This window comes from Stenotrophomonas sp. PAMC25021 (assembly GCF_004795795.1).
Taxonomy (GTDB): Bacteria; Pseudomonadota; Gammaproteobacteria; order Xanthomonadales; family Xanthomonadaceae; genus Stenotrophomonas; species Stenotrophomonas muris.
In genome coordinates, this window is record NZ_CP039255.1 from 411,633 (window position 1) to 436,798 (window position 25,166).

Consider the following 25,166-nt stretch of genomic DNA (forward strand, 5'->3'; position numbering starts at 1 on the left):
CTCTCTACTCGGCCGCATCAGGCGTGGCCAACCCGTGCAGGTTAGCGTAGATACGTGCCGCGAGGGCGTCATTGATGCCTTCCACCTTGGCGATTTCCGCTTCGCCAGCGGCTTTCAGGCCCACCAGGCCGCCGAAATGCTTGAGCAGGCTGGCGCGGCGGCGCGGCCCGATGCCGGGGATATCCTCCAGTTTGCTGGTCATCCGCGCCTTCTGGCGGCGCCCCCTGTGGCCGGTGATGGCGAAGCGATGCGCCTCGTCGCGCACCTGCTGGATGAACTGCAGCGCCGGGCTGGCCGCGCCCGGGCGCAGCTCGCGGCCATCGGGCATCACCAGCGCCTCGTGGCCGGCACGGCGCTCCACGCCCTTGGCCACGCCCACCAGCAGCACGCCTTCCACGCCCAGATCGGCCAGTGCGGCCTGGGCCTGCGACAGCTGGCCGGCGCCACCGTCGATCAGCAGCACGTCCGGCAGCACGCCCTGCTCTTCCACTGCGCGGCGGAAACGGCGGTCGATGGCCTGGCGCATGGCGGCGTAGTCGTCGCCCGGCTCGATGCCGCTGATGTTGAAGCGGCGGTACTGCGCGCGCACCGGGCCGGCGGCGTCGAACACCACGCACGAGGCTACGGTGGCCTCGCCCAGGGTGTGGCTGATATCAAAACACTCGACACGCTTGACCGGCTCGGCCAGGCCCAGCATCTCGCGCAGCGCGTCGCTGCGCGCGTGCTGCGCATTGCGGCTGTTGAGTTCGGTGGCCAGGGTCAGCTGCGCGTTGCGGCTGGCCAGTTCCACATAGCCGGCGCGCTCGCCGCGCACGTTCCACTTCAGCTGCACCTTGCGCTCGGCCGAGGCCGACAGCGCGGCGACAAGGAGGTCGGCATCGGGAATCTCGCGATCCAGCAGGATTTCGCGCGGTGGCTCGAATTCGATGTAGTACTGCGAAACGAAGGCCGCCAGCACTTCCTCCGGGCTTTCCTCGCCATTGGTGCGCGGGAAGAACGGGCGGGTACCGAGGTTGCGGCCATCACGGAAGGCCAGCAGCAGCACGCAGGCCTGCGAGCCCTGCATGGCCACGGCCAGCACATCGAGGTCCGCGGCGCGGCCATCCACGTACTGGCGGGTCTGCATGCTGCGCAGCGAGGAGATCAGGTCGCGCAGGCGCGCGGCCTGCTCGAACTCCAGCGCCTCGCTGGCGGCCTGCATCTGCTCGCCCAGTTCGCGGGTCAGCTCGTCACTCTTGCCTTCCAGGAACAGGGCGGCGCGGCGCACCGACTCGGCGTACTCCGGCGCCGGGACCAGCTCCACGCACGGCGCGCTGCAACGCCCGATCTGGTATTGCAGGCACGGCCGCGAGCGGTTGCGGAACACGCTGTCCTCGCAGCTGCGCAGCTTGAACAGCTTGTGCATCAGGTTCAGCGTCTCGCGCACGGCGGTGACGCCGGGATACGGCCCGAAGTAGCGCCCAGGAATGGCACGCGGGCCACGATGCAGCGCGATGCGTGGCCAGTCCTCGCGGGTCAGCAGCACATGCGGATAGGTCTTGTCATCGCGCAGTGAGACGTTGTAACGCGGCGACAGCGACTTGATCAACTGGTTTTCCAGCAGCAACGCCTCGGCTTCCGAGCGCGTCACGGTCACGTCCATGCGCGTGATCTGCGAGATCATCGACATGATCCGCGCGTTCTTCGGGCTGCCGTTGAAATAGCTGCCGACACGGTTGCGCAGCGCGCGCGCCTTGCCCACGTACAGCAGGGTGTCGTCGGCGGCGTACATGCGGTACACGCCAGGGGCGGTGCTGAGCTGGGCCGCGAAGGCCTTGCCGTCGAAGGCCGGGGCGGGAACGTCGGTCATTCGCTGATCGGGACTTCGCTGAGCACGCCGCTGTCGGGGTCGAATCGCAGCACGGCATGGGCGTCAGTCTCGGCGATCCACACCGCACCGGCGCCCACCGCCAATCCGGCCGGGCCATGCAGGCGGCGCGGCAGCGGCTGGGTGGTCAGTTCACCGCCGCCCAGGCGCAGCGTGCGCAGGCGACCGTTGCCGGTATCGGCAATCCACAGCAGCGGAGCGTCCGCGCTCAATGCGATCGCCTGCGGATACTGCAGGCTGGCCTGCGCACGCGGGCCGTCTTCGCTGCCGAAGCGCCAGGGCCCCTGCCCGACCAGCGTCTGCACCAGGTCGCCGCGCAGTTGCAGTGCACGGATCGAGGATCCCAAGGCGTCGGCGACGTACAACACCTGCTGCACCACGGCCAGCGCAGTCGGCTGGGCGAAGGCCGCCAGATGGCCGCTGCCGTCGCGCTCGTCGATGGCGCCGCTGCCGGCGCGCCACTGCAGGCTGCGCTGGCCGAGGTGGTAGCTCCAGATGCGGTTGTCGCCAGCCATCGCAATGTGCAGCTGGTTGTCGGCGATGGCAAGGCCGACCGGATGGTCCAGCGAGACCTGCCGCGCCTGCGCCACCGGCCCTTCCACCGGCGCGCCGGGACGCCCGTTGCCACACAGCGTGTCGACGATGCCGGTCAGCAGATTGATGCGGCGCACGGCATGGTTGCCGGTATCGGCCACGTACAGCGAATCGCGCTCCAGCACCAGCGCCTGTGGGCGGTGGAACGCCGCTTCGGCCAGGTTGCCGTCCATGAAATCGGCGGTACCGAGGCCGAACTGGCGCAGGATGCGGCCGCCATGGCTGCATTCGAGAATGCGGTGATGGCCACTGTCGGCGATGTACAGGCGTTCGGTGCTGACCGCCAGGCCCAGCGGGAACCGCAGCGCCTGGCGTGGTTCCGGATGCAGTTCGCTGCCGCCGCGCGGCGGCGCCGAAGGCGCGCCCTGGCACAGCGTGTTCAGGGCGCGCTCCAGTTCACCGGGTGCTCCCTGCCCGACCAGCCGCTGCTGCTCGCGACCCTGCGCGTCCAGCAGCACCACGGTCGGCCAGGCGGTAACGCCGAAGCGGCGCCAGCCATCCCAATCGGCATCGAGCAGTACGGGCATGGTCAGACCCTGGCGGCGCAGCAGCTTCAGTGCGGCACTGGCGTCGCGCTCGAAATCGAAGCGCGGCACCTGCAGCACCAGCGGCTGCAGCTTGCCGGGGTGGCGCGAGAGCCATTGGCCGAACTCGGCCAGGCGTTGCGCACTCCAGGCGGAGGCCGCATTGACGAACAGCAGCGCGACCGGCCGGCCGCGCAGCTCGGTCAGGGTGCAAGGGGTGGCATTGAGCCAGGTGGCGAACTCGGGCAGGTCCGGGACGGGCTGGACGTTCATGACCCGATTATGCCGGAGTCGGCGTCATGCAACAGTCGTGCCACCGCACGTTTTGCCGCATCGTCGACCAGCGACCAGACCTGTTCGAAATGATCGCTGCCGCCGGTGTAGGGGTCGGGGATGGCTACCCGCCCCTGAACGCCCGACCAGGGCAGGTACAACGCCAGCCGTTCACGCTGGGCCGCCGACGCCAGGCGCCCTGCATCACGCAGGTTGGCCTCGTCGGCACACAGGATCCAGTCGAAACGGTCGAAATCCACGGCCTGCAGCTGGCGTGCGCGCAGGCCGCCGATGTCCACGCCGTGCCCGGCCGCGCAGGCGATCGCGCGGCGGTCCGGCGGCTCGCCCACGTGCCAGTCGCCGGTGCCAGCCGAATCAACCTGCACCCGCCCGGCCAGCGGCGAGGCATCCAGGCGTGCGCGCAGCGCGCCTTCGGCCATCGGCGAACGGCAGATGTTGCCGAGGCAGACGACCAGCAGCCTCATCGCGGCGCCATCGCCTGCAGCAGCCCCTCGGCGCGCTCCAGGTCCTCGGGCGTGTCGATGCCCGGCGGGAACGGCTCGGGCGAGATCGCCACGCTGATCGGATAGCCCGCTTCCAGCACGCGCAGCTGCTCCAGCGATTCGACCTGCTCCAGCTGGCCCGGCGGCATCGCCGCGAACTGCTGCAGGAAGCCGGCGCGATAGCCGTAGATGCCGATGTGGCGCAACCAGTGGTGGCCGTCCGGCAGCGTGTCGCGGCTGCGTGCGAAGCCGTCGCGGTGCCAGGCGATCGGCGCGCGGCTGAAGTACATCGCCTCGTTGCGCACGTTGCGCACCAGCTTCACCACGTTCGGGTCGAACAGGGTGTGCGCGTCCTCGACGGTCGTGGCGAGAGTCGACATCGTCGCAGTGCCTGCGACCAGCGCATCGGCCACCGCACGGATACCGGCCGCCGGTGCGAACGGTTCGTCGCCCTGCAGGTTGACCACCACCGTGTCATCGGCCCAGCCGGCAATGCGTGCGCATTCGGCCAGGCGATCAGTGCCGGAGGCGTGCGCGGTCGCGGTCATCGCCACCTTCACTTCGGCCAGCCCGGACAGCGCATCGGCAATGCGCTGATCGTCGGTCGCTACCCAGACTTCACGGGCACCGGCCTGCAGCGCGCGGCGCGCCACATGCAGCACCAGCGGCTCGCCGCCCAGCGGGCGCAACGGCTTGCCCGGCAGCCGCGAGGCGGCATAGCGGGCCGGAATGGCGACGACGAATTCAGTCATGCAGGCGGTACTCGGCAGGCTCGTTACAACGGGAATGCGGGCAGCAGCGCGTGAATGCAAGCGCCGCCGCACCACTCAGTTCGGCCGCAGCTTGTCCAGGCGATCGGTCAGCGCCACCCAGAACGCCGCGGGCAGCTCGGCGCGCAACGGAACCGCGTAGTGCCAGTCGTTGCCGAACGCACGGCATTTCACCGCGTCCTTCTCGGTCATCAATACCGGCAGCTGGCTGCCGAAGGACAGGTCCTGCGGCTGGTAGGCCTGGTGGTCGGCGAACGCATGCGGCACCACGCCGATCCCGCGCGCGCGCAACATGTCGAAGAAGCGCTGGGGATGGGCAATGCCGGCCACCGCATGCACGCGCTGGCCCTTGAAGTACGCCAGCGGGCGAGCGCGACCACCGGCCAGCGGCTGTGCACTGTCGATGTGCAGCGCCATCGGCCACTGGCCGAAGCCACAGGCCTGCGCTGCGGTTTCCTCATCGGCCTGGCCGAGGTTGACCACCCGGAAATCGCATTCGCTGGCGCGGCTGACGGGCTCGCGCAACGGCCCGGCCGGAATCATCCGGCCATTGCCGTAGCGACGCTGCGCATCGACCACTTCGATCTCGATGTCGCGCGCCAGGCGGTAGTGCTGCAGGCCATCGTCGCAGACGATCACATCGCAGCCGGCCTCGATCAGCGCCTTGCCGGCGGCGACACGGTCGCGGTCCACGCGCACCGGCACACCGGTCTTCCAGGCGATCAGCACCGGCTCGTCACCGCCCTTGGCAGTTGGCGTATCGGCCTGCACCCACAGCGGCTTGTCGGCGTCTTCGCGACCATAACCACGGCTGGCCACGCCCGGCTTCCAGCCGGCCGCGCGCAGGCGCTCGACCAGGGCAATGGTCAGCGGCGTCTTGCCGGTACCACCGGCGGTGATGTTGCCGACCACGATGACCGGCACCGGCAGCGAGTGGCGCTTGCGCCAGCCACGCCGATAGGCGCGCCGACGCAGCGCGGTGACACCTGCGTACAGCGGCGCCAGCAGGCGCATCGTCCACGGAACGGGGCTGCCGTCGTACCAGTACGCCGGGGTCTGGGTACCCTTGCCGGCCATCAGTCCTGCCTTTCGCGGAACTGCATGCTGTGCAGATGCTGGTAAAGGCCGCCCAGTTCGAGCAGCTCCTTGTGGGTGCCACGTTCAACGATGCGGCCATGGTCCATCACCAGCACCTGGTCGGCATGCTCGATGGTCGACAGGCGGTGCGCGATGACCAGCGTGGTGCGTTCCGGCATCAGGCGCTGCAGCGCATCCTGCACCAGGCGCTCGGATTCGTTGTCCAGCGCCGCAGTGGCTTCGTCGAGGATCAGGATCGGCGCGTCGCGCAGGATCGCGCGGGCAATCGCCAGGCGCTGGCGCTGGCCACCGGACAGCAGCGCGCCATTCTCGCCGACCGGGGTCTGCAGCTGCTGCGGCATGCGTGCGATGAACTCCCAGGCATTGGCCGCTTCGGCCGCCGCACGGATCTGCTCATCGGTCGCCTCCATGCCGTAGGCAATGTTGGCCGCGATGGTGTCATCGAACAGCATCACCTTCTGCCCGACGATCGCCACCTGCCGGCGCAGGTCGGCCAGCGGATAGTCATCCAGGGCCACGCCATCGAGGGTGATGACGCCGCCACTGGGCTCGTAGAAGCGCGGAACCAGCCGGATCAGGCTGGTCTTGCCGCTGCCGGAACGGCCGACGATGGCCGTCACCGTGCCCGGCCTGGCAACGAAACTGATGTCGTCCAGGGCAATGCCGCTGTCTTCGCGGTAGCGCAGCATGACGTGGTCGAACGCCAGTTCGCCGCGCACGCGCTGCACGCGGTGCTGGCCCTCATCACGCTCCACCGGCATGTCGAGGATGCCGAACAGGCGCTCGGCGGCGGAGACGCCGCGCGAAATCGAGGTCTGTACGCTGGTCAGTCGGCGCAGCGAGGGAATGATGGCCATCATCGAGGTCATCAGGCCCATGAACTGGCCGGCATTGAGGCGGCCGGCCAGGGCTTCGCGGGTCGACACCCAGACGATCACCGCCAGCGCCAGTGCGGCCAGGAACTGCACCACGCTGGACGCGGCGGCGCGGGTGACCTCGACCTTCATGTTCAGCGCCAGCATGCGGTTGGCCAGGCGCGAGTAGCGCGAGATCTCATGCTGCTGGGTGCCGTGCACCTTCACTTCCTGCTGCGCGGCCAGCGACTGCTCGGCAGTCTGCGCCATCGTGCCCATGCCGTCCTGGATGCCGCGGCTGATGCGACGGTAGCGCTTGCCCACGTAGGACACGATGCCGCCGATCAGCGGCACCACCAGCAGCATCGCCAGGGTCACCTTGACGCTCATCTGCAGCATCACCGCCAGCATCGCGATGATGGTGAGGGTATCGGCGACCACGGTCTTCAGCGCGTCGGCACTGGCCTGGGTGACCTGTTCCGTATCGAAGTTGAGGCGGCTGACCATTACCGGCGTCGCTTCGGTATCGAAGTGCGACGACGGCAGGTGCAGGTACTTCTGCAGCACCTGCTCACGCAGGTCGCGGACCACGCTGCGGCCGGTCTTGGCCAGCGTGTAGTCGCTGACCCAGGTGGCCAGGCTGCGCATCAGGAACAGGCCGAGGATGGTCAGCGGCAGCACCACGGCCGCGCGCGGCTGCGGATCGACGAAACCTTCGTTGACCAGCGGCTCCATCAGCTTGGTGAAGTGGTAGCCGGCGAGGGCTTCGACCACCATGGCGATGACCGCGCCGACCATGAACACCCAGTAGGTGCGGGTGTAGCCCAGCAGACGTTTGTAGATCGGCCACACCGGCGCGTGATGGGAACTCATGGACGCACCTCTGGCGCAGTTGCAATGGCGATACGACGGAAACCGAGCTGACCGAGCGCGTCCTGCGCAGTCACCACGGCCTGGTAGGGAGTACGCGCGTCGGCGCGCAGCAGCACGGGCTGGCTGCGATCACTGCCGGCGACGGCGGCGATGGTCTGCTTGACGGACTCGACATCGCTGCGCAGCACTTCCTGGTCATTGATGAAATAACGGCCTTCGGCGTTGATCAGCACGCTGAGCGAACGCGGCGGTTCGTTGTTGGGCTGCTGGCTGGCGGTGGGCAGCTGCACCTGCAACGTCGAGCGCGCATCGAAGGTGGTGGTGACCACGAAGAAGATGATCAGCACCAGGATGACGTCGATCAGCGGGACCAGATCGATATGCGGCTCATCCTGGGATCGGTCATTGCCGATACGCATCGATCAGGCCTTCGCCGCAGCGGCGTTGGCCGGGCGCGCCGACGGGGACGGGTTCATCACCCCCGGGCGGCCGTCGAGCGTATCCAGCAGGGCGCTGGCCTCCTGTTCCATCTCCACCACGTAGCCGTGGATGCGGCCCTTGAAGTAGCGATGGAACATCAGTGCCGGGATGGCCACGATCATGCCGGTGGCGGTGCACACCAGGGCCTTGCCGATGCCACCGGCCAGCTGGTTCACATCACCCACGCCATGGTCGAGGATGCCCAGGAACATCTGGATCATGCCGATCACGGTGCCGAGCAGGCCCAGCAGCGGGCCGGCCGAAGCGATGGTGCCCAGCGCGTTGAGGAACCGCTCCATGCGGTGCACCAGGTGGCGGCCGGTATCCTCGATGCGCTCGCGGATCTGGTCGCGCGGGCGGTTGCGGGCTTCCAGCGCGGCCGCCAGCAGCGCACCCAACGGCGAGTTGGCACGCAGGGTCTGCAGGTGCGCGGGGTCAAGCTTGCCGCGCGCGGCCCAGTTGCGCACTTCCTGGCCGAGACCGGGCGGCAGCACCTCCGTTCGCCGCAGGGACCAGAAACGCTCCAGGATGATCGCCAAAGCCAGTACGCCCAACAGCAGCAGCGGCACCATCGGCCAGCCACCGGCCTTGACCAGTTCCCACACGTTTCAACCCTCCGGCCCAACGGCCGCTTGTTCGATCGGCGATAGGATAGCAGCCGACCGCGCCCGCCCAGCGGCATCCCACCACCGGGATGCATGGATGCGCTGTTCACGCAGCTGCAGCCCTTGTGCGCCAAGCCATACGCGGATCGCCCCGGACTCCGCAGTGGACACCACCTCGGCGCCCTGTCCCTGCCAGCGCCGGACCACGTCCTGGCGCGGGTGGCCGAAACGGTTCTGGTGGCCGGCGGAGACCAGTGCCAGCCGGGCTGACACCGCCGCCACCCAGGGCGCGCTGGAACTGCCGCCGCTGCCATGGTGCGGCACCAGCACCACATCCGCCTTCAGCGCCGCCGCAGACGCCCGCAACAGCGCCTGTTCGGCCGGACGGCCGATGTCCCCCGGCAACAGGACCACGCCATGGGCACCGGCCACGCGCAGCACGCAGCTGTCTTCGTTTTCGGCCCGCTGGCTGCCGGCATCCGGGTGCAGCACCTGGAAATCGACGCCATCCCAGTGCCAGCGCAGGCCGCGCTGGCAACGGCCGGCCCCGGCGATCGTACTTCCCGGCGGCGCCAGCAATGGCAGCCCCGGCAGCTGAAGACGCAGGCTCGGCAGGTTGCCGGCATGATCGAGATCGTCGTGGCTGAGCAGCACCCGCTCGGGCGGCGCCTGGCCCAGGGCCCGCAGTGACGGAACCAGGACCCGCTCGCTGCCCTCGCCCCCGTTCGGCGGCCCCACGTCGTACCAGAGGGCATGCCGCGCAGTACGCAGCAACACCGCCGTGCCCTGGCCGACGTCATGCACCAGCAGCTCCAGCTCCCCCTCGGCCGGGCGCTCACGCGCCGGCCACAGCAGCGGCAGGCACAGCAGCAGGCCAGCCAGCCAGCCCCCGGCCCCCCGTGGCAGCAGCCACCAGAACACCCCCAGCAGCGCCGCCGGCACCGCCCAGGCCGGCGCCTCGGCCAGCCACCACATCGCCTGCGGGTGCGCCGCCAGTGGCTGCAGGGCCTGCCAGCTGATCTCGAACAGCCACGCCGCCGCGCGCCACGCCCAGCGCCCAGCGCCGTCGTGCAGCGCCTGCAGGGCGGTGCCCAGCAGCGACAGGGGCACCACCAGCAATGTCCACCACGGGATGACCGGCAGGTTCACCAGCGGCCCCAGCCAGGCGGTGCCACCGAACAAGGCGATGCCCAGCGGCAACAGGCCGACGCTGGCCACCCCTTGTGCGGCCAGGAACCCGCGCAGGTTGGCGGCCACCCCGCGCGGACGTCCCTGCGGCAAGCACCACACCAGCCACAGTACGCCGCCGAAGCTGAGCCAGAAGCCCGCTGACAGCACCGACAGGGGCGCCGGCAGCAGCAGCGCCAGCGCCGCCAGCGCAAGCCCCTGCACGAGACCGAGCGGGCGCCGCCCGCTGCGCGCCAGGGCCACCAGCCCGATCATCAGTGCCGTGCGCACGGTCGGCAACTCACCACCGGCCAGCACCGCATAGCCCGCTGCGGACAGCGCCGCGGCGCAGGCCGCCGCCTGTGGACGTGGCCAATGCCGGGCCAGCAGGGGGCACAGCCACCACAGCCCTCGGCACAGCAACGCCCCCAGCCCCGCCACCACCCCGACATGAAATCCGGAAATGGCCACCAGATGGGTCAGCCCCAGCGCCCGCAGCTGATCCCAATCGGTGTCGGACAGGCCACGCGTGTCGCCCAGGGCGAGCGCCTGCACGAAACGGGCGGCCGGATGGGCCACTTGCAGCGCGATGGCGGCGCTGGTGCGCTCACGCCATGCCGGCAGGCCATGTCCGGCCTGCAGCTCACGCGCGCTGGCCGGCGCCCTCACCGTTCCAGTGCCGGCTACGCCACGCAGCAGCGCATGACGCTCACTGTCAAAACCCCCGGGATTGATCCGCGAGCGAGGGGCCCGCACACGCAGCGCCAGCTGCCACTGCGCACCGGCCAGGACCTGCCTGCGCCGCCCCTCGGCAGCGGCGCTGGACCTGCCTTGCCAGCCGTCGTTCCAGGTGACCTGCAGGCGCTTGCCGCGCAGCGATGGCAGTTCGCGGCTCTCGCTGACCTGCAGCAGGAAGCGGGTGTGCGCGGCCCGATGATCCGGCAGATCGATGACCCGGCCACTGACCACTACATCCCGAGCCGGTTGGCCCGGTGGCAGCTGGTCCTGCATTGCCCAGTGCCCGTGCATCGACGTCCATCCGGCACCGAGCAGCATGACCGCCGGCAGGCGCCCCCGCCATCGCAGGCCCCACCCGGCCATGCCAAGCACGATCATCACCGTGCAGACCCACAGCGGCGGCAGCTGCGACAGCTGCACGCAGCCCAACGCCCCCAGTGTGAGCGCCCCAGCGGTGCCACTGCCCAGCAAGGGAGACGGGGAGCGCTCGATGGCCATGAGGCCAGCCTGCCGCTGCCGGCGGCAGGTTGCCTATCGGGACTTGCCCCGCAAACGCGTCAGCGCCGCGCGCTGCCGCGATGGAAATTGACCCGGAAGCTTGCGCCGCCGCCCGCGGCCTCACCGACACTGACCGAGCCGCCATGGTGCTGCACGATCTCCTTCACCAGGTGCAGGCCAAGGCCACTGCCGCTGCCCGCCGCGCGCAGGCGATGGAACGGCTCGAAGATCGCCTCGCGGTCGCCTACTGGAATGCCCGCGCCCTGGTCGCTGACTTCCAGCAACCCGCGCGTGTCCAACCGCACACAGATGGTGCCACGGCCACCACCATGCACGATCGCGTTGTGTACCAGATTGGCAATCACCCGCCCCAGCGCCAGGCTGTCACCGTGGATCCACACCGGCGCTTCCGGCGCGTCCACTTCGAATCCATAGCCGGCGCCCACCACCAACGGCGCCAGGTCCGCGGCTGCCTCACGCACCAGCAGGGCCAGGTCCAGCCGCTGCAATGCGCCGACATTGCGGTCAAGCCGCTGCAGATCAAGCAGGTGCTCGGCAACATTGCCCAGCCGCGCCACGTCGGTCAGCAACTGCGATTTCAGCTCGCCCTGCGGCAGCTGCGACAGGCGCGCCTGCACCACGGCGATCGGCACGCGCAGCTCGTGCGCTGCGTCGGCAAGGAACTTGTCGCGCGCGGCGTAGCCCTGCTGCACCTTGTCGATGGCATCGTTGAACGCTTCCACCAGCGGCGCCACTTCCGTGGAGACCAGCCGCGCATCCAGCCGCGCACCGGGCTGGCCGATGTCCAGCTCCTTGGCCTGCTGCGCGGAACGGCGCACACCGCGCATGGCACGGTGGATCACGGTCGGCATCACCAGCAGGGTGACCACGATCAGTGGCAGGAAGAACCACAGGCCGATCAGGCGCAACACCATCAGCGCACCGTCCAGCAGCCCGCCCTTGGGTGCTCCACCGACCATCACGGTGATGCGGCGCCCATCCTCGTTGCGGATCATCACCCGCGCCACGTCCAGGTAGGGCGGTACCAGCGAACCCAGCTCGGTGGCACCCACGGTCGGCAGCCGCGCGAGCATCGGCGCGTGGATCGCGGGGATGGTGCCGCGCTCGAGCCACATACCCTTGTCATCCACCGCGGCGAACCAGAGATTTCCCCCGGCGTTGGCATCGAGCTTGTCCCAGCGCGCCTGGTCCAGCACCAGGCGGCCGTCTTCGCTGTGCACCGCCTTGGCCACCGCCTCGGCAACGAACATGTCCATGCCCCAGGAGTCCTTGTCACCCCAGGTCAGGATCAGCGCGACCACCGCGAACAGTACGGTGAAGGCCTGCGCCAGGAACAGGCGCCAGGCCAGGCCAAGGGTGATCGAACGGATCGGACGGGCCATCTCAGGCCTCCGCCAGCAGGTAGCCGACGCCCCGTATCACGTGGATCTCGACGCCGGCACCGGCCTGCTGCAGTGCCTTGCGCAGCTTGGAGATGTGCGCGTCGAGCGCATTGGACTGGATCTCATCGTCGAAACCGTACACCGCAGCCTCCAACGCACTGCGGGTGACCGTGCGCCCCTGCCGCATCGCCAATGCCTGCAGCACCAGTACCTGCCGACGTGGCAGCGCCAGAGGCTGGCCCTCCACCTGCGCCTGCAGCGATTCGAAATCGAACTCGAGCCGCCCCAGCCGCAGGCTCGGTGTCACCATCGCCGAAGGCCTGCGCGATACCGCGCGGATGCGCGCCATCAGTTCCTCGATCGCCACCGGCTTGACCAGATAGTCATCGGCACCGACGTCCAGGCCTTCGACCTTGTCCGACAGCGTGCCCTTGGCGGTCAGCATGATCACCGCCAGGTTCGGCCGCAGCGCACGCGCCGTCGCGACGAATCCGGCGCCATCGCCATCGGGCAGCTGGCGATCGAGCAGCAGCAGCTGGTGCACCGGTTCGCGCAACGCGAGCGCGGCCTCGGCCAGGCTGCCGACCACGTCGGCGACCACGCCCTGCCGCTCCAGGCCCGATTGCAGGGCGCGGGACAGATCAGGATCGTCTTCGACCAGGAGGATGCGCATCAGGAACTCGTCTGCCGGAAACGCTGCCGATCATAGTGCCTGGCGCCAGGGTTTTGCGCCCATGCGTGCCGATCACGCGGGCGCAATGTTCTGACAATGTTGCCCCCTCACCATGCGCAGCCATCCTCCGCAACGTGGCTGATCGATGCCGTCGCTGTCCCCGACCCTGCTGCGCCCGCTGCTGTTCACCGCTGCCCTCGGCGTGCCGTTGCTCGCCCACGCTGCCGAGCAGAACCCGGGCGTACAGGCCGGCATCAGCGCTGGCGCGACCTCCGGTGCGTACGCGCACTACGACGTCAAACCGCTGGTGGTACCGGCCATTGCCTGGCAGGGCGAGCGCTTCTTCGCCAGCCCCGGCTCGCTGGGCATGTACCTCTACAAGGGCCAGGGACTGCGCCTGTCGGCAGCGGTCACACCCTACACGCTGCGCTTCAAGACCAACGACGTGAACGATGCTCAGCTGCGCCGCCTGCACAGCCGGCAGATGTCGGCCATGGCCGGCATCAACGGCGAATACAGCGCCGACTGGGGCATGGTCGAGGCCAGCGTGATGCGCGAAGTGACCGGCCATGGCGGCGGTTTCCAGTCGCGCCTGCATTACAGCTACCCGATCCAGGCGGGTCGCTTCACCTGGGTGCCGCGGGCGGGCGTGGTGCACTCCAGTGCACGGCTGCTCGACTACTACTACGGCATCAGCGATGAAGAAGCCCTGCGCTCGGGCCTTGCCGCCTACCGCCCCGGCAGCACCACGTCGCCGAGCCTGCAGATCGCGGTCAGCACGCCACTGGGCACCAAATGGCGCGCCACCGGCGTGGTGGCCAACCAGTGGTTCGGTGATGCAGTGAAGGACAGCCCGATGGCACGACGTGGCACGCAGACGTCGGCCTTCGTTTCCCTGATGCGCTCGTTCTGAGCGAGCGCCCCCTACGGACAAGGACCCCCATGGCCTCCGTCTCCTCCGCCACCGAAGCCCACGCGATCCTGCGCGCGCCCGACCTGGACAGCGCCGAGCGCGTCTATCTGGGACTGATGCCCGACCTTGAACATGTGAATGCACTGGCACGCCGTGCAGTGGGCCTGTCACGCGTTGCCGACGCGGCACGCGGCTATGCGTTGTCGATGACCCTGGTTGGACTGCGCCTGCAGGAACTGGAGATGGGCGAGCCGACGGCCAGGGAGCACCGCCAGGCAACCCTGCGCAGCCTGCGCCAGGCCTTCAGCGCCTGACGGCACATGCACGGACACTGCCGCCGCACACTTGCCGCGGCACCCGTATTCACTGCATCAGCAGCCAAGCCCACGCGGTAGCGTCGCTCAGCGCAGCGTGGTCCACGCCAGCAGCGCGCACAGGATCGCCACCCAGATCACTGCCTTGAACGTGCCTTCCAGCATGTTGCCGCCGAACAGGCGTTCCAGGAACGGATTGGGCCTGGACACCGGGACGTGATCGCTCATGCGGCAGCTCGCTGAAGTGACGGCGCGGTTGCGCGGTAGCGCCGAGTCTACGCCTGCGCGTCCCGGATTCATCGCCGCCTGCCCGCCTTTGGCGGCGCAATCCCCGTCTTCGTCGCAGGCCGGCTGCGGTGCCCGGCCGGCCATGCCAGCCTGCACGCACTTTCCCGCTGGAGCACCGTGCCATGCCGATGCTTGCCCTGGTCCTGCTGTTCTCCAGCCTGTTCGGCGACGGCAGCGGGCCCACCGAGGATGCCCTGCGCAGCCAGATCCTGCGCACCGAAGGACCGCAGGACACGCATGAAGCGCTGCCCCTGCAGCTCTATCACCTGCGCCAGGACCGCGTGCTGCGCCTGGGCAGCCAGCAACTGGCAGGCGACCATGGCGGCAGCCCGAATGCTGCGCTGGCCCGGGCAGGTGTAGCGCAGCTGTGGGAACGCGTCGATGGCCACTGGCGGATCCAGCGTTCGATCACCATCACCCACTGATTTCACGCCACTGAACCTGCAGGAATGTGGCTTCGCGGGAACGCCGGGGTCCTGCCCCTGGAAAGAAAAAAAGCCGGCCCCAGGGCCGGCTTTCATCGTTTCCACCGCTTCACCGGCAACGCCGGGAACAGGTGGTGGGCGGTACAGGGTTCGAACCTGTGACCCCTACCATGTCAAGGTAGTGCTCTACCGCTGAGCTAACCGCCCATCTTGTTCTTGCCGCCCGAAGGCTGGCCTTGTTACGTAAAAACCCGGCGCCAGGGCCGGGCTTTGCAGTTCACGAGAGCCCTTTTGCGAGGACTTCGTGGTGGGCGGTACAGGGTTCGAACCTGTGACCCCTACCATGTCAAGGTAGTGCTCTACCGCTGAGCTAACCGCCCGTTTTGCTTCTGCATTTCCGCGATTGCGTCGGTGCAGGCCGCGTATATTACGGATGCCGGCAGGGAAGCGCAACACTTTTGTGAAGATGATGCTGCACTGCCGCGTTCAGCCCAGGCTGGCTTCCTTCAGCTGGCGGATCTGGTCACGCACGCGCGCGGCATCCTCGAATTCCAGATCCTTGGCGTGCTGGTACATCTGCTGTTCCAGCGCCTTGAGACGGACAGCCAGCTGCGCCGGCGACAGCGAACGATAGTCGGTCGCCTCTTCGGCCACGCCCGCCCGGCCCTTGCCCTTGCCCTTCTTGGCTTCCTTCTCCGCGGCATCCGAACGCGCGCCCTCGAGGACGTCGACGATCGGGCGCGCCACCGAACGCGGCACGATGCCATGTTCTTCGTTGTACTCGACCTGCTTGGCGCGGCGGCGGTCGGTTTCATCGATCGCCGCCTGCATCGAACGGGTGATCCGGTCGGCATACAGGATCGCCTTGCCGCGCACGTTGCGGGCGGCGCGGCCGATGGTCTGGATCAGCGAGCCGGTGGAGCGCAGGAAACCCTCCTTGTCGGCGTCCAGGATCGCCACCAGCGATACCTCGGGCATGTCCAGGCCTTCGCGCAGCAGGTTGATGCCGACCAGAACGTCGAACTTGCCCAGGCGCAGGTCGCGGATGATCTCCACACGCTCGACAGTGTCCACGTCCGAGTGCAGGTAACGCACGCGGATGCCATGCTCGGTGAGGTACTCAGTGAGGTTTTCAGCCATGCGCTTGGTCAGCGTGGTGACCAGCACGCGGTCGCCCGCCTTGATGCGCGCGTTGGCCTCGCTCATCAGGTCGTCGACCTGGGTACCCACCGGCCGGATCTCCACCACCGGGTCGATCAGGCCGGTCGGGCGCACCACCAGTTCGGTGATCTCGTCTCCGGCCTCGCGGTATTCATACGGACCCGGCGTGGCCGACACGTAGATGCTGCGCGGGCAACGCTCCTCCCATTCCTCGAAACGCAGCGGACGATTGTCCAGCGCGGACGGCAGGCGGAAGCCGAACTCGACCAGGGTTTCCTTGCGCGAGCGATCGCCCTTGAACATGGCGCCGATCTGCGGAATGGTCACATGCGATTCGTCGATGACCAGCAGCGCATCGGCCGGCAGGTAGTCGAACAGGGTCGGCGGCGGCTCGCCGGCGGCCTTGCCGGTCAGGTGCCGGGAGTAGTTCTCGATGCCGTTGCAGTAACCGACCTCGGCCATCATCTCCAGGTCGAACTGGGTGCGCTGCGCCAAACGCTGCGCCTCCACCAGCTTGTTCTGCGCGTACAGCTGCTCCAGCCGCTCCTTCAGCTCCACCTTGATCGTCTCGATCGCCGCCAGCACGCGTTCGCGCGTGGTCGCATAGTGGGTCTTCGGATACACGGTGAAGCGCTGCATGTTGCGCAGCGTCTCGCCGGTCAGCGGATCGAACAGGGTGATCTTCTCGACCTCGCCATCGAACAGCTCGAGGCGCAGCGCTTCACTGTCCGACTCGGCCGGGAACACGTCGATCACTTCGCCGCGCACGCGGAAGGTGCCGCGCTGCAGTTCGTACTCATTGCGCGTGTACTGCAGCTGGGTCAGGTGGTTGATCAGGTCGCGCTGGTCGATGCGCTCGCCCTTGGACAGGATCAGGCGCAGCGACAGGTAGTCTTCCGGCGCGCCCAGGCCATAGATCGCCGACACCGTCGCCACCACGATCGCGTCCGGGCGCGACAGCAGGGTCTTGGTCGCGGCCAGCCGCATCTGCTCGATATGTTCATTGATCGAACTGTCCTTCTCGATGAAGGTGTCCGACGACGGCACGTAGGCTTCCGGCTGGTAGTAGTCGTAATAGCTGACGAAATACTCCACCGCGTTGTGCGGGAAGAACGCCTTGAATTCGCCATACAGCTGCGCCGCCAGCGTCTTGTTCGGCGCCATGATCAGCGTCGGCTTCTGAATGTTCTGGATGACGTTGGCGATGGTGTAGGTCTTGCCCGAGCCGGTCACGCCCAGCAGGGTCTGCTTGGCGATGCCGGCCTCGAAGTTGCTGGTCAGCTTCGCGATGGCATCGGGCTGGTCGCCCGCCGGCGAATACGGCGAGACAAGTTCAAAACTGTCGCTCATGGTGTTGCCAGTTCCCGGGAAGGATGAGTATACGGGGCGAGGGGTGACGGCTGGCTGAGGAGTGGCCGGGCAGCCCGCCACGGGGATTCCCGATGGCGGCCGCGCAGCCGGGCGCGGAGGCTGGATGCATGCACCCTGACCACACTTCCAGCCGCGCCGCGTCGCGCGGCATGCACCTGATCGAGATCCTGGTCATCACGGTGGTACTGGCCGTGCTGCTGGCCGCCGGCTGGCCCTCGCTGCGAGCGCTGCTGTTGCACCAGCGCGCGGAAGCCACCCGGTTCAGCCTGCAAACCGCCTTGGCAACGGCACGCAGCCAGGCCATCATGCGTCGCGAACTGATCGGCCTCTGCGCCAGCGCGGACGGCCACCGCTGCGGGGACGACTGGAGCCAGGGCTGGATTGCCTACCGGGCCGCAGCCGCGTGGCAGCCCCCATCCACGGCCGATGCCATTGTCCTGCATCAGGCCGGCCGCCCGGATGTCACGATCAGTGCCGCCAGCAGCAGCGGGCGACCGCAACTCTATTTCCAACCGGATGGCCGCAGTCCCGGCAGCAACCTGACACTGCAAATCTGCGTGCGGGGACGCGAGCACGCGCGGGTCATCGTCAGCAACAGTGGGCGGGCGCGTTCGTCCACCCTGCGGGCCGGGCAAGCCTGCTGAACGATGCCCTGGCCTTCAAGCAGACAACAAAAAAGGCTTGCGGAAGTCCACAAGCCTTTGATGTGTAACATTTGGCGCCCGAAGTTGGACTCGAACCAACGACCCCCTGATTAACAGTCAAGTGCTCTAACCGGCTGAGCTATTCGGGCGGGGAGGCGCATTGTAATCACGTCGAACAGGGAGTGCAACACTCCCGTTCACATGCTTGCGTCGTCTGTTTCCAGCAGTGTCACCAGCACTCGGACAGCGTGGTCTTGGCGGTCTTCACGTTGGCCTGGTTGAGCGTCAGATTTCCACACTTGTCCTTCGCCTGTGCGTTGACGGCTGTGGCGGTGAAGGTGAATGTGGACTGCGCAGTCTGCATGGACAGGGTGTAGGCCGCCGTGCCGCCCTCGCGCGGGGAGTTGATCGAATCGGCATTGCCCGGGAACTTGAAACCGACGTAGGTGTTGTTGACCGTGTGGAAGCGCTCGGCCAACTGTGCGTATTCCACCAGATCGGCCTTGGCTTGGGCCCGGCGCGACTTGCGCACATGTTCGCTGTAGCTCGGGTATGCGATCGCGGCGAGGATTGCCACGACCGCGACCACAATCATCAGCTCGATCAGGGTGAAACCGCGGGCCAGGCGACCCGCCGCGAAAGATTGGCGCATTGCACGGGCTCCTGCTGCCGGAGAAGGATCGACGCCGGTCACTGGATCTGCCTCCAGGATTGGCGGCCACAGGGGTACGGCAGGTACATCGGATCAGCACCGGCCACCGAGATCTGCATCAGGCACGCCTCACCTGGCGGCTGCGGCGGCGGGTTGCCGGGAGTGCTGTCCGGCGGCGCCAGGCGCGGCACCACCGACGTCGTCACATCCCTCACCGGCGCGTTGCCGCCAGTGTTGAGAGCAACGCCGGCAGTACCCGCTCCCGGCGACCGGCCGTCGGGGGCACCGAAGCGCACCTGCGACATCGCTGCCTGCCCGGTGCTGGCCTGCAGGCCAAGCAACCAGTTCGCACCGTCCACCGAGCAACCCTGAGCGTCGGACGGAATATAGGTCGGGAAGAAGACCACGCCGGACACGATCCTCGGATTACCGACGGCACGCTCCTTGTTGGCCAGCACCACGGTCCAGCCGCGGCTGACCGTAGGCACGGTTCCGGCACGCAACGTCCGCACGCCGGAACCGATCTCGGCCGTATACGAGCTCAGGTTTGCCGAGGTCAGCGTCGTCGTCGGCTGGCCCGCTGCGGTGTCGTTGATACCGTACAACGCCTGCACCGCCGTATCGCTCTCGTCACCGTAGTAGGAGAAGCTGCCGGTGCCGAAGATCAGCATCACGCCACCGGACGGTCCGGTGGTCACCGTCATGCCACCGGTGATCGGCTGACGGTAGGTCCGGCGGTCGGCGGGATCGACATGGGTATTGGTGGTGAACAACGGTACGGTCGGCGCGGTGGTCCCGCGCAGGTCGAACTTCCAGATAACGCCACGCTTGTCGGCGCCATAGACCGTATCCGCCAGGCCATCGCGCACCCGCGCGTTCTGCCCGGTTCCGCCCCAGCGATCAACCACCACGATGTTGCCCAGCCCGTTGCTGCCCGACGGCAGGTTGGTACCCGACTCGATCGCCTCGATCATGCGGATGGTCGGCGTGCGGCCTGCCACCATGTCAACCACGAACAGTACCGCCTTGCCACTCCTGCTCTCGTAGCCGTTGCCGAAGATCGCCTTGAAGCCCACCGAACCGTCGGCATTCTTCACCGGCACGATCACCGGCTTGCCCAGCACATGGCCGATGTTGGCGCGCACAGCATCGTCAAGCGAAGCATCGAGGTCACTGATCTCCCACAGCAGGGAGCCGGTGGCGCCGAAGTTGCCCGGATCGGACACATCCAGCGCGAACACACTGCGGCCGCCGGCACCGGCCGTGCCCACCAGTGACGTGGTCCACCCGTTGCTGCCGTAGGTGTCGCTGATCGTCACCGGGCCATCGACGTAGTAACGGTGCTGGAAACGCTGGGCGTTCTGGTTGGTCGGGTCGTTGGGCAACAACAGGTTGCCCATGTGGCCCAACGCGGTCGAGGGAATGTAGGCGAACCGCTCCTTGCCACCGTCAGCGTCCATCTGGCCGTCGGCGCCCATGCCACCATCGAAGGCATGCAACATGCCGTCGTTGGCGCCGGCGTAGACCATGTAGCGGCGACCATTGCGCTTGGTGGTCATGTAGGCGGCGTAACTGCTGCCCATCGTGCCCGGGAGGCGGCCAAACCCATAGTCATCCAGAGGCGAACTCAGCACCGGGGTGGAGGTGATGATGTCGCCCAGTACCGTGCTGCGATCACGCAGCTTGCCGCCGTTGCGCTTCTCGCCGGAGGTTTCACCACGCAGGTAGGCCACGGCCGTGGTGGAATCCGTTGTCAGGCCGGCCAGCTCGGACGCGCTGCAGATCAGGATGCCCGGATACAGCGTCGATGACTTGGTGCACAGATTGGCCAGGCTGACATTGCTGCCGGTGAAGTCTTCCAGCGCGCCGTTGCGCCAGAACCGGATGCGGCGTGATGCAGGCGCCGGCATCTTCGCAGATGCTTCCCAGGCCTCTTCCGAAACGATCTTGCGGGTGGACGGCTCGACGCTCAGCTTGAAGGCGCGCAACTTGCTGTACCAGTCGGTGCCGTTGTTGGTGGCCTCGTAGAACGGCTCCACCGACAACGAGCCGACGCCGATGCGTGCGCCGGTCAGCGAACGCGAGCCGGACGGCGTGGCGCCCTGGGCGACGTTGCTGATGATGCGGCGCATGGCTGCGGTGATTTCGGCCGGGCGCGTGGCGTTGACCATTTCACCGCGGGTGTCATAGACCGCGTTCCACAGCTCATCAACGGCCTCGGGCTTGAGGTCCTGCGTCGTCGTCGGGAAGTTGGGCTTGACGACGTACGGGTCGGGGCTGAGCACCCACGGGCGCAGCGGATCCGGCAGGTACCGGACGCCGAACTCCTTGCCCTGCGTGCCCAGCGTCACGCCGTAGAAATTCATGTGCAGGTGGGTCTTGCAATCCAGCGACGGATTTGGATTCGGCCCCTTGCACTCGGCCGGCACCGGCACGGAATTGGTCTCCTTGCCCGGCACGAGAGAACTGTTGTAGTACGGCGCCACGAGATCCTTCATCAGCGTCGTGTTGCCGGACTCATTGATATAGCCATCGGTGAACAGCATGCCCGCGTTCTTCTGGCATGACAGGAGTACCGGCGCGTTCTGATCCGTGCGCTGGAATTGTTCGCCAAGGTACTGTGCGGCGGAACGATTGGGCGTACTGCTGCTGGCCCGCATTTCGCCGATGATCTGGCTGAGCAGCTGCTGCTTCTCCGGCTCGTTGGTCATGTTGAACATGGTCACCGCGCGGCGGCCATTGATACGGAACCAGCCCACGCGCAGATTGGTAGTGTCGTACAGCGCGTTCGTGGCCGCACCGATCAGCGCTTCGCGTCGCGTCCGATACAGGCTGAACCAGTTGGCGAAGCTCTGCATGGCAGCGTTGTACTTCGCTTGATTGTTGCCGAAGTTCGCAATCTTGATTTCGTACTTGTACAACGTACCTGGACGGCCGCCCGGAGGATTTGCAACGGCAACAGGTGCCGCGGTGTACCCATATTCCGCCGGCAGTGTAGACGGATCTGCCAGGAAGAACGTGGCCGGATAGAAGGCGACGGCAGCATCGCAGCTTGAGCTGCTGATGGTGGTCTGGCGCGTCACGTTGTCGAACGAGCCTTCCTGCCGGACAGCCCCCCCGCTCAGGTTGCATCGCCCACGCTCAATACGGGTTCCGACCGGCAGCGTCATGCCGGAACGAAAGCGGAAGCGCCAGTTCGCGCCGGTCCGCCCGCCGGTGTCCATGCTGGTCAACAGCGAGTCCACAGTCAGGTCCAGGGCGCCGGCGATCTTGTTCGGTGCATTGTCCGGACGCGGGTCCAGCGGCGCACTGGACGCCCTGATGTCCAGATAGTTGGCGAGGGCTGTATCGGACAAGCCCGTCTTCCAGCCAGGATAGATCTCACGCGGATCGTAGTAGGACGAGTTGACGTCAGGTGATCGGGCGAAACCAAAGCTGTCAAGCGGCGGAATGGCTGCCTGGTCGTCGCGCCCATAGCTGGGGAAGACGTACAGGTAGCGCTGCCCGGACCCATCGTAGCCGTTGACGGCACCCTGGTTGTAGAAGCCACTGCCATCCCAGCGGTACACGCCATCGCGCGTGTTGTTCAACGTCTCCCACAACATCGAGCCGGAATCATCCAGCGCCATCAGGAAGGCCGGCGGCGTCTGTACCTGGATGTTCAGCGGTGCCTGCGCCAGCGTGCCCTGGGCCTGGGCCGCCATCAGGCTGTAGATGACATAGCCCCCCCCCAGCGCCAATGCGACGCTGCCTGCGGCCATGAAACGGAATTTGCGCGAAGCCATGGCCTGCGTCCTCAGAGTTTGAATACGGTATCGATGACCACCGACGACGAGCTCGCATCGGCATCGTCGGTCGCGAAGCCGGTAATCTGGTAAATCGGCGTGACGTCTTCCAGCGGACGGCCCATGTCGAGCGACGATTCGCCCATCACACAGCTGTCGATCTGGCGGACATTGACCGCAGGACGCGTCTGGTTGCGGCGATTTTCCGCCCACATAACCGGATCGAAGCCGTCATCGCAGGCCCGCGACAGAGTGCTGGACTGCACCAGGCTGCCGCTCCCCACATCCTGGCGGTTGGCGATTTTCTCCACCGAGCGTTCGGCCGCACGCACCACGCCCTCGGAGTTCTGGAAGGCCCGGTTGGCGGCGCGGTAGTTCGCAGCCATCTTCTCCTGCATGCCGGCCACCTGCATGCCCGCAATGCCCAACAGCGCCAGCAGGATGAGCATGATCAACGCGACATAGAGCACGGCGCCGCGCTGGGTGCGAGCGGGGGCGGGCCTGAACGAACGTGAAAAGGTCGTCATGGTCAGTTCCCGAACAGGCGATTGCGCAGTGCAATCGAGACTTCATAGCTGGAGCGGTAGCGGCCGTCAGGTCTGTCGCTGCTGACAAAGCCCACGCCGAGTACCGACAGCGGGTTGGCAGGTGTGCTCGAAGACGACGGCGTCGGGCTGCGTGCCAGCAGCCCCACCTGCACCTGCCCGACCCGCAGCCACTGCGCGGCACCGGACGCGTTCGCGTTGGTGCTGACGCCAGTTGCGGCGGCCAGGTTGGTGATGTTGCCGGCCGGTGGCGTGCCCAGGCTGATGTTGGCGGTACTGTCCAGGCCATACAGCAGCTGCAGGCTTTCGATGCCTTCCACGAGTTCTTCATTGACCGCATAGGCGCCAGCACTGTTGGCGCGGGCACGGCGCAGGCCCGGCTGTCCGGTCTCCGGATTGATGCCGACGTAATAGACCATCGACTCGGCCCGGTAGAGCATCGTCTGCCCGGTCGGCTGCGCGGCATAGCGCGACAGGTCCAGCGAGGGCGCGGTCACACGGGCCGCACTCAACGTACCGGCGAAGATGTCCGCGTGGGCACAGTCGGCGATGCCGAACAAGGTCGGTGCCGCCACGCCCCCCGAGGTGAGTCGGGCCACCCGGGTGCTGTCCATGTCCAGAAGCGCATTGCCGCCGCTGGACGAAATGCCGGTCACCGGCACCCCCTCAGGCGCCAGGTAGCGCAGCACCAGCACATCGCTTCCGCCTGCCGGCGCGGGGCTGAGCCGGGTGATCGCTGCCGGCAGCGCTGACGGTGCGGACCATGTCGCCCCGAGTGCGAGCCTCCCGCCCGGCGCGGTTCCCGGTGCATCGAAGCCCTGGATGGAAACGCTGAAATCAAGCGGGCTGCCATCGCCCGAGGATGCACCCAGGTGCGATACCGGATCGCCCTGGTTCTTCACCACGTGGGCCTGGTCGTTCACGCAGCCCATGTGCCCGGCCATGCGGATGTCGCGCTCAAGGAAATCCAGCGCGAAACGGGCGTTCTCCTGCACGCGCGAGGCCCCCTCGGACAGGCGCGAGGCAGCCTGCGAGGCCATGAAGACCTGCACCACGCCCAGCATCAGCACCAGGCTGATCACCAGGGCGATCATCAGTTCCACCAGCGACAGGCCGGCCATGGTGGCACGTCGGTTCAGGCGCATGCTCACAGCTCCGTAGCCAGTGCAAAGGTGGTGGCCTTGTCCGGGTCATCCGGATCCCAGCGCTGGTCGCCCCAGGTAATGGCCACATTGACCACGCCACCACTGAAGGTGACATTGGCGCCTGCATCGTCGCCCAGCGCCTTCACCACCTGGCATTGCCAGCGCGCGATCTTCTTTTCAATGGAGACGTCGCCGGTATCGCTGGTGCACGCAGTGGCGGCGGTCTTGCTGCCTGCCGCGAACGACGCGCCGGTGTACCAGGCCGCCTGGAAGCGGTTGCTGCGCATCTGCTCGGTCAGGTCGTAAGCCAGGTTGGTGGCCTGGGTTCGATAATTGGCGCTCTGCACGAAGCGGACGTTCAGGGTCTGCAAGAGGGCAAAACCCAGCAGGCCGAACGCCAGCACGATGATGGCGATCAGTACTTCCAGCAGGGTGAAGCCCCCGGCCTGGCGCGCGCGGAAGGTACGGGTGGTCATGGACAGGCTTCCTTGGTGCTGCGGATCTGCCCGGAGGCGTTCACTGTCAGTGTGCGCTTGTGCAGTGCGCCCCTGCTGCAGACGTCCGGCTCCAGCCGTACCTCCTGCTCGGCGCTGGCGCGGCGACGGCCGCGCCCGTCGAAGGCGATCTCCGTGGCCGGCCCAGTGATCTTCAGCTTGGGATTGCCACTGACGAAGCGCAGGACGGTTTCACCTGCCGACAGCGCACCGTCGCCATTGGCATCGGCAAAGGCCAGCATGCCGCCCGACCAGCCACCATCACAGCTGGCACCGTCGCTGCTTCCACAGACGCCGCCACCGCGGTTGCTGCGGATCGCCTCGCTGCGGGCAAGACTGAGCAGGCCCAGGACCTCGTTGTTGGTCGAGCTCACCCGGCTCGAACGAATCGTGCCCTGGAAACTTGGAAAGGCGATCGCAGCCAGGATCGCCACCACGGCAATGGTGACCATCAGCTCGATCAAGGTGAAGCCGCTTTCCCGGCGCAAAGACATTGGACGCTCCCCAGC

Annotated in this window: 23 protein-coding genes and 3 tRNA genes; 4 read left to right on the forward strand and 22 right to left on the reverse strand. The window is 67.4% G+C overall.

The annotated features are described in order from the left end of the window. Positions 1 to 4 precede the first annotated feature (4 nt). From uvrC to E5790_RS02090, 11 genes are all read right to left on the reverse strand, one after another. Complete coding sequence (gene uvrC / locus E5790_RS02040; RefSeq protein ID WP_014646611.1) at positions 5 to 1,849, reverse strand: excinuclease ABC subunit UvrC; 1,845 nt, start codon at positions 1,847 to 1,849, stop codon at positions 5 to 7. Further along, positions 1,846 to 3,258: a hypothetical protein gene (locus E5790_RS02045; protein WP_111205959.1), complete on the reverse strand. Its 1,413-nt coding sequence runs from the start codon at positions 3,256 to 3,258 to the stop codon at positions 1,846 to 1,848. Before E5790_RS02045 ends, uvrC begins: the two co-directional genes overlap by 4 nt. Continuing rightward, positions 3,255 to 3,743, reverse strand: a complete 489-nt coding sequence (locus tag E5790_RS02050; RefSeq protein ID WP_014646609.1) for a low molecular weight protein-tyrosine-phosphatase — start codon at positions 3,741 to 3,743, stop codon at positions 3,255 to 3,257. The genes E5790_RS02045 and E5790_RS02050 overlap by 4 nt, the downstream gene beginning before the upstream one ends. Then, entirely contained in the window at positions 3,740 to 4,513 is a 774-nt protein-coding gene (gene kdsB, locus E5790_RS02055) for a 3-deoxy-manno-octulosonate cytidylyltransferase (RefSeq protein WP_111205958.1), read from the reverse strand. The genes E5790_RS02050 and kdsB overlap by 4 nt, the downstream gene beginning before the upstream one ends. 75 nt (positions 4,514 to 4,588) lie before the next feature. After that, positions 4,589 to 5,608, reverse strand: a complete 1,020-nt coding sequence (gene lpxK, locus E5790_RS02060) for a tetraacyldisaccharide 4'-kinase (RefSeq protein ID WP_032960871.1) — start codon at positions 5,606 to 5,608, stop codon at positions 4,589 to 4,591. Then, positions 5,608 to 7,356 (reverse strand): lipid A export permease/ATP-binding protein MsbA, encoded by a 1,749-nt coding sequence (gene msbA / locus E5790_RS02065; RefSeq protein WP_014646606.1) that lies wholly within the window; start codon positions 7,354 to 7,356, stop codon positions 5,608 to 5,610. Before msbA ends, lpxK begins: the two co-directional genes overlap by 1 nt. Next, on the reverse strand, positions 7,353 to 7,775 hold the full coding sequence (locus E5790_RS02070; protein WP_014036620.1) for a biopolymer transporter ExbD: 423 nt from the start codon (positions 7,773 to 7,775) through the stop codon (positions 7,353 to 7,355). Before E5790_RS02070 ends, msbA begins: the two co-directional genes overlap by 4 nt. A 3-nt stretch (positions 7,776 to 7,778) precedes the next feature. Then, positions 7,779 to 8,441, reverse strand: coding sequence for a MotA/TolQ/ExbB proton channel family protein (locus E5790_RS02075; protein WP_014646605.1), 663 nt, complete (start codon positions 8,439 to 8,441; stop codon positions 7,779 to 7,781). 3 nt (positions 8,442 to 8,444) lie between these two features. Then, complete coding sequence (locus tag E5790_RS02080; RefSeq protein ID WP_111205957.1) at positions 8,445 to 10,844, reverse strand: DNA internalization-related competence protein ComEC/Rec2; 2,400 nt, start codon at positions 10,842 to 10,844, stop codon at positions 8,445 to 8,447. A 59-nt stretch (positions 10,845 to 10,903) separates the two neighbouring features. Further along, complete coding sequence (locus tag E5790_RS02085) at positions 10,904 to 12,247, reverse strand: HAMP domain-containing sensor histidine kinase (RefSeq protein ID WP_014646603.1); 1,344 nt, start codon at positions 12,245 to 12,247, stop codon at positions 10,904 to 10,906. A gap of 1 nt (position 12,248) precedes the next feature. Next, positions 12,249 to 12,920: a response regulator transcription factor gene (locus E5790_RS02090; RefSeq protein WP_005415973.1), complete on the reverse strand. Its 672-nt coding sequence runs from the start codon at positions 12,918 to 12,920 to the stop codon at positions 12,249 to 12,251. Between the two features lie 145 nt (positions 12,921 to 13,065). Here E5790_RS02090 and E5790_RS02095 point away from each other — a divergent pair, with 145 nt between their 5' ends. Then, the gene (locus E5790_RS02095; protein WP_049442249.1) at positions 13,066 to 13,833 is read left to right on the forward strand and encodes a MipA/OmpV family protein; all 768 of its coding nucleotides are present in this window, start codon (positions 13,066 to 13,068) and stop codon (positions 13,831 to 13,833) included. Positions 13,834 to 13,862: 29 nt separating this feature from the next. Continuing rightward, entirely contained in the window at positions 13,863 to 14,147 is a 285-nt protein-coding gene (locus tag E5790_RS02100) for a hypothetical protein (protein WP_014646601.1), read from the forward strand. A gap of 87 nt (positions 14,148 to 14,234) precedes the next feature. Here E5790_RS02100 and E5790_RS21895 read toward each other — a convergent pair whose 3' ends face one another. Next, a complete protein-coding gene (locus E5790_RS21895; protein ID WP_162838510.1) occupies positions 14,235 to 14,375 on the reverse strand; it encodes a hypothetical protein in 141 nt (46 codons plus the stop codon). Between the two features lie 182 nt (positions 14,376 to 14,557). On the opposite strand from E5790_RS21895, the gene E5790_RS02105 reads away from it, so the two are divergent. Beyond that, a complete protein-coding gene (locus E5790_RS02105) occupies positions 14,558 to 14,860 on the forward strand; it encodes a hypothetical protein (protein WP_111205956.1) in 303 nt (100 codons plus the stop codon). Between the two features lie 132 nt (positions 14,861 to 14,992). Here the strand turns inward: E5790_RS02105 and E5790_RS02110 are convergent. The 3 genes from E5790_RS02110 to uvrB form a co-directional block, all read right to left on the reverse strand. Then, positions 14,993 to 15,067, reverse strand: a tRNA-Val gene (locus tag E5790_RS02110). A gap of 98 nt (positions 15,068 to 15,165) precedes the next feature. After that, positions 15,166 to 15,240: transfer RNA gene (locus tag E5790_RS02115), tRNA-Val, on the reverse strand. A 106-nt stretch (positions 15,241 to 15,346) separates the two neighbouring features. Further along, positions 15,347 to 17,371 carry an excinuclease ABC subunit UvrB gene (gene uvrB, locus E5790_RS02120; RefSeq protein ID WP_014646599.1) on the reverse strand — a complete coding sequence of 675 codons (2,025 nt, stop codon included), beginning with the start codon at positions 17,369 to 17,371 and terminating at the stop codon, positions 15,347 to 15,349. Positions 17,372 to 17,463: 92 nt separating this feature from the next. Here uvrB and E5790_RS02125 point away from each other — a divergent pair, with 92 nt between their 5' ends. Then, the gene (locus tag E5790_RS02125) at positions 17,464 to 18,036 is read left to right on the forward strand and encodes a GspH/FimT family pseudopilin (RefSeq protein WP_321186135.1); all 573 of its coding nucleotides are present in this window, start codon (positions 17,464 to 17,466) and stop codon (positions 18,034 to 18,036) included. A gap of 72 nt (positions 18,037 to 18,108) precedes the next feature. Here E5790_RS02125 and E5790_RS02130 read toward each other — a convergent pair. From E5790_RS02130 to E5790_RS02160, 7 genes are all read right to left on the reverse strand, one after another. Then, positions 18,109 to 18,185 (reverse strand) — tRNA-Asn (locus E5790_RS02130). 80 nt (positions 18,186 to 18,265) lie between these two features. After that, on the reverse strand, positions 18,266 to 18,688 hold the full coding sequence (locus tag E5790_RS02135) for a type IV pilin protein (RefSeq protein WP_049416370.1): 423 nt from the start codon (positions 18,686 to 18,688) through the stop codon (positions 18,266 to 18,268). 38 nt (positions 18,689 to 18,726) lie between these two features. Then, a complete protein-coding gene (locus tag E5790_RS02140; RefSeq protein ID WP_032960885.1) occupies positions 18,727 to 22,473 on the reverse strand; it encodes a PilC/PilY family type IV pilus protein in 3,747 nt (1,248 codons plus the stop codon). 11 nt (positions 22,474 to 22,484) lie between these two features. Continuing rightward, the gene (locus tag E5790_RS02145; protein ID WP_032960888.1) at positions 22,485 to 23,000 is read right to left on the reverse strand and encodes a PilX N-terminal domain-containing pilus assembly protein; all 516 of its coding nucleotides are present in this window, start codon (positions 22,998 to 23,000) and stop codon (positions 22,485 to 22,487) included. 2 nt (positions 23,001 to 23,002) lie between these two features. Continuing rightward, positions 23,003 to 24,163: a PilW family protein gene (locus E5790_RS02150; protein WP_032960892.1), complete on the reverse strand. Its 1,161-nt coding sequence runs from the start codon at positions 24,161 to 24,163 to the stop codon at positions 23,003 to 23,005. 2 nt (positions 24,164 to 24,165) lie between these two features. Further along, positions 24,166 to 24,639 (reverse strand): type IV pilus modification protein PilV, encoded by a 474-nt coding sequence (gene pilV, locus E5790_RS02155; protein WP_032960895.1) that lies wholly within the window; start codon positions 24,637 to 24,639, stop codon positions 24,166 to 24,168. Next, positions 24,636 to 25,151, reverse strand: a complete 516-nt coding sequence (locus E5790_RS02160) for a GspH/FimT family pseudopilin (protein ID WP_111205955.1) — start codon at positions 25,149 to 25,151, stop codon at positions 24,636 to 24,638. The genes pilV and E5790_RS02160 overlap by 4 nt, the downstream gene beginning before the upstream one ends. Positions 25,152 to 25,166: the final 15 nt, after the last annotated feature.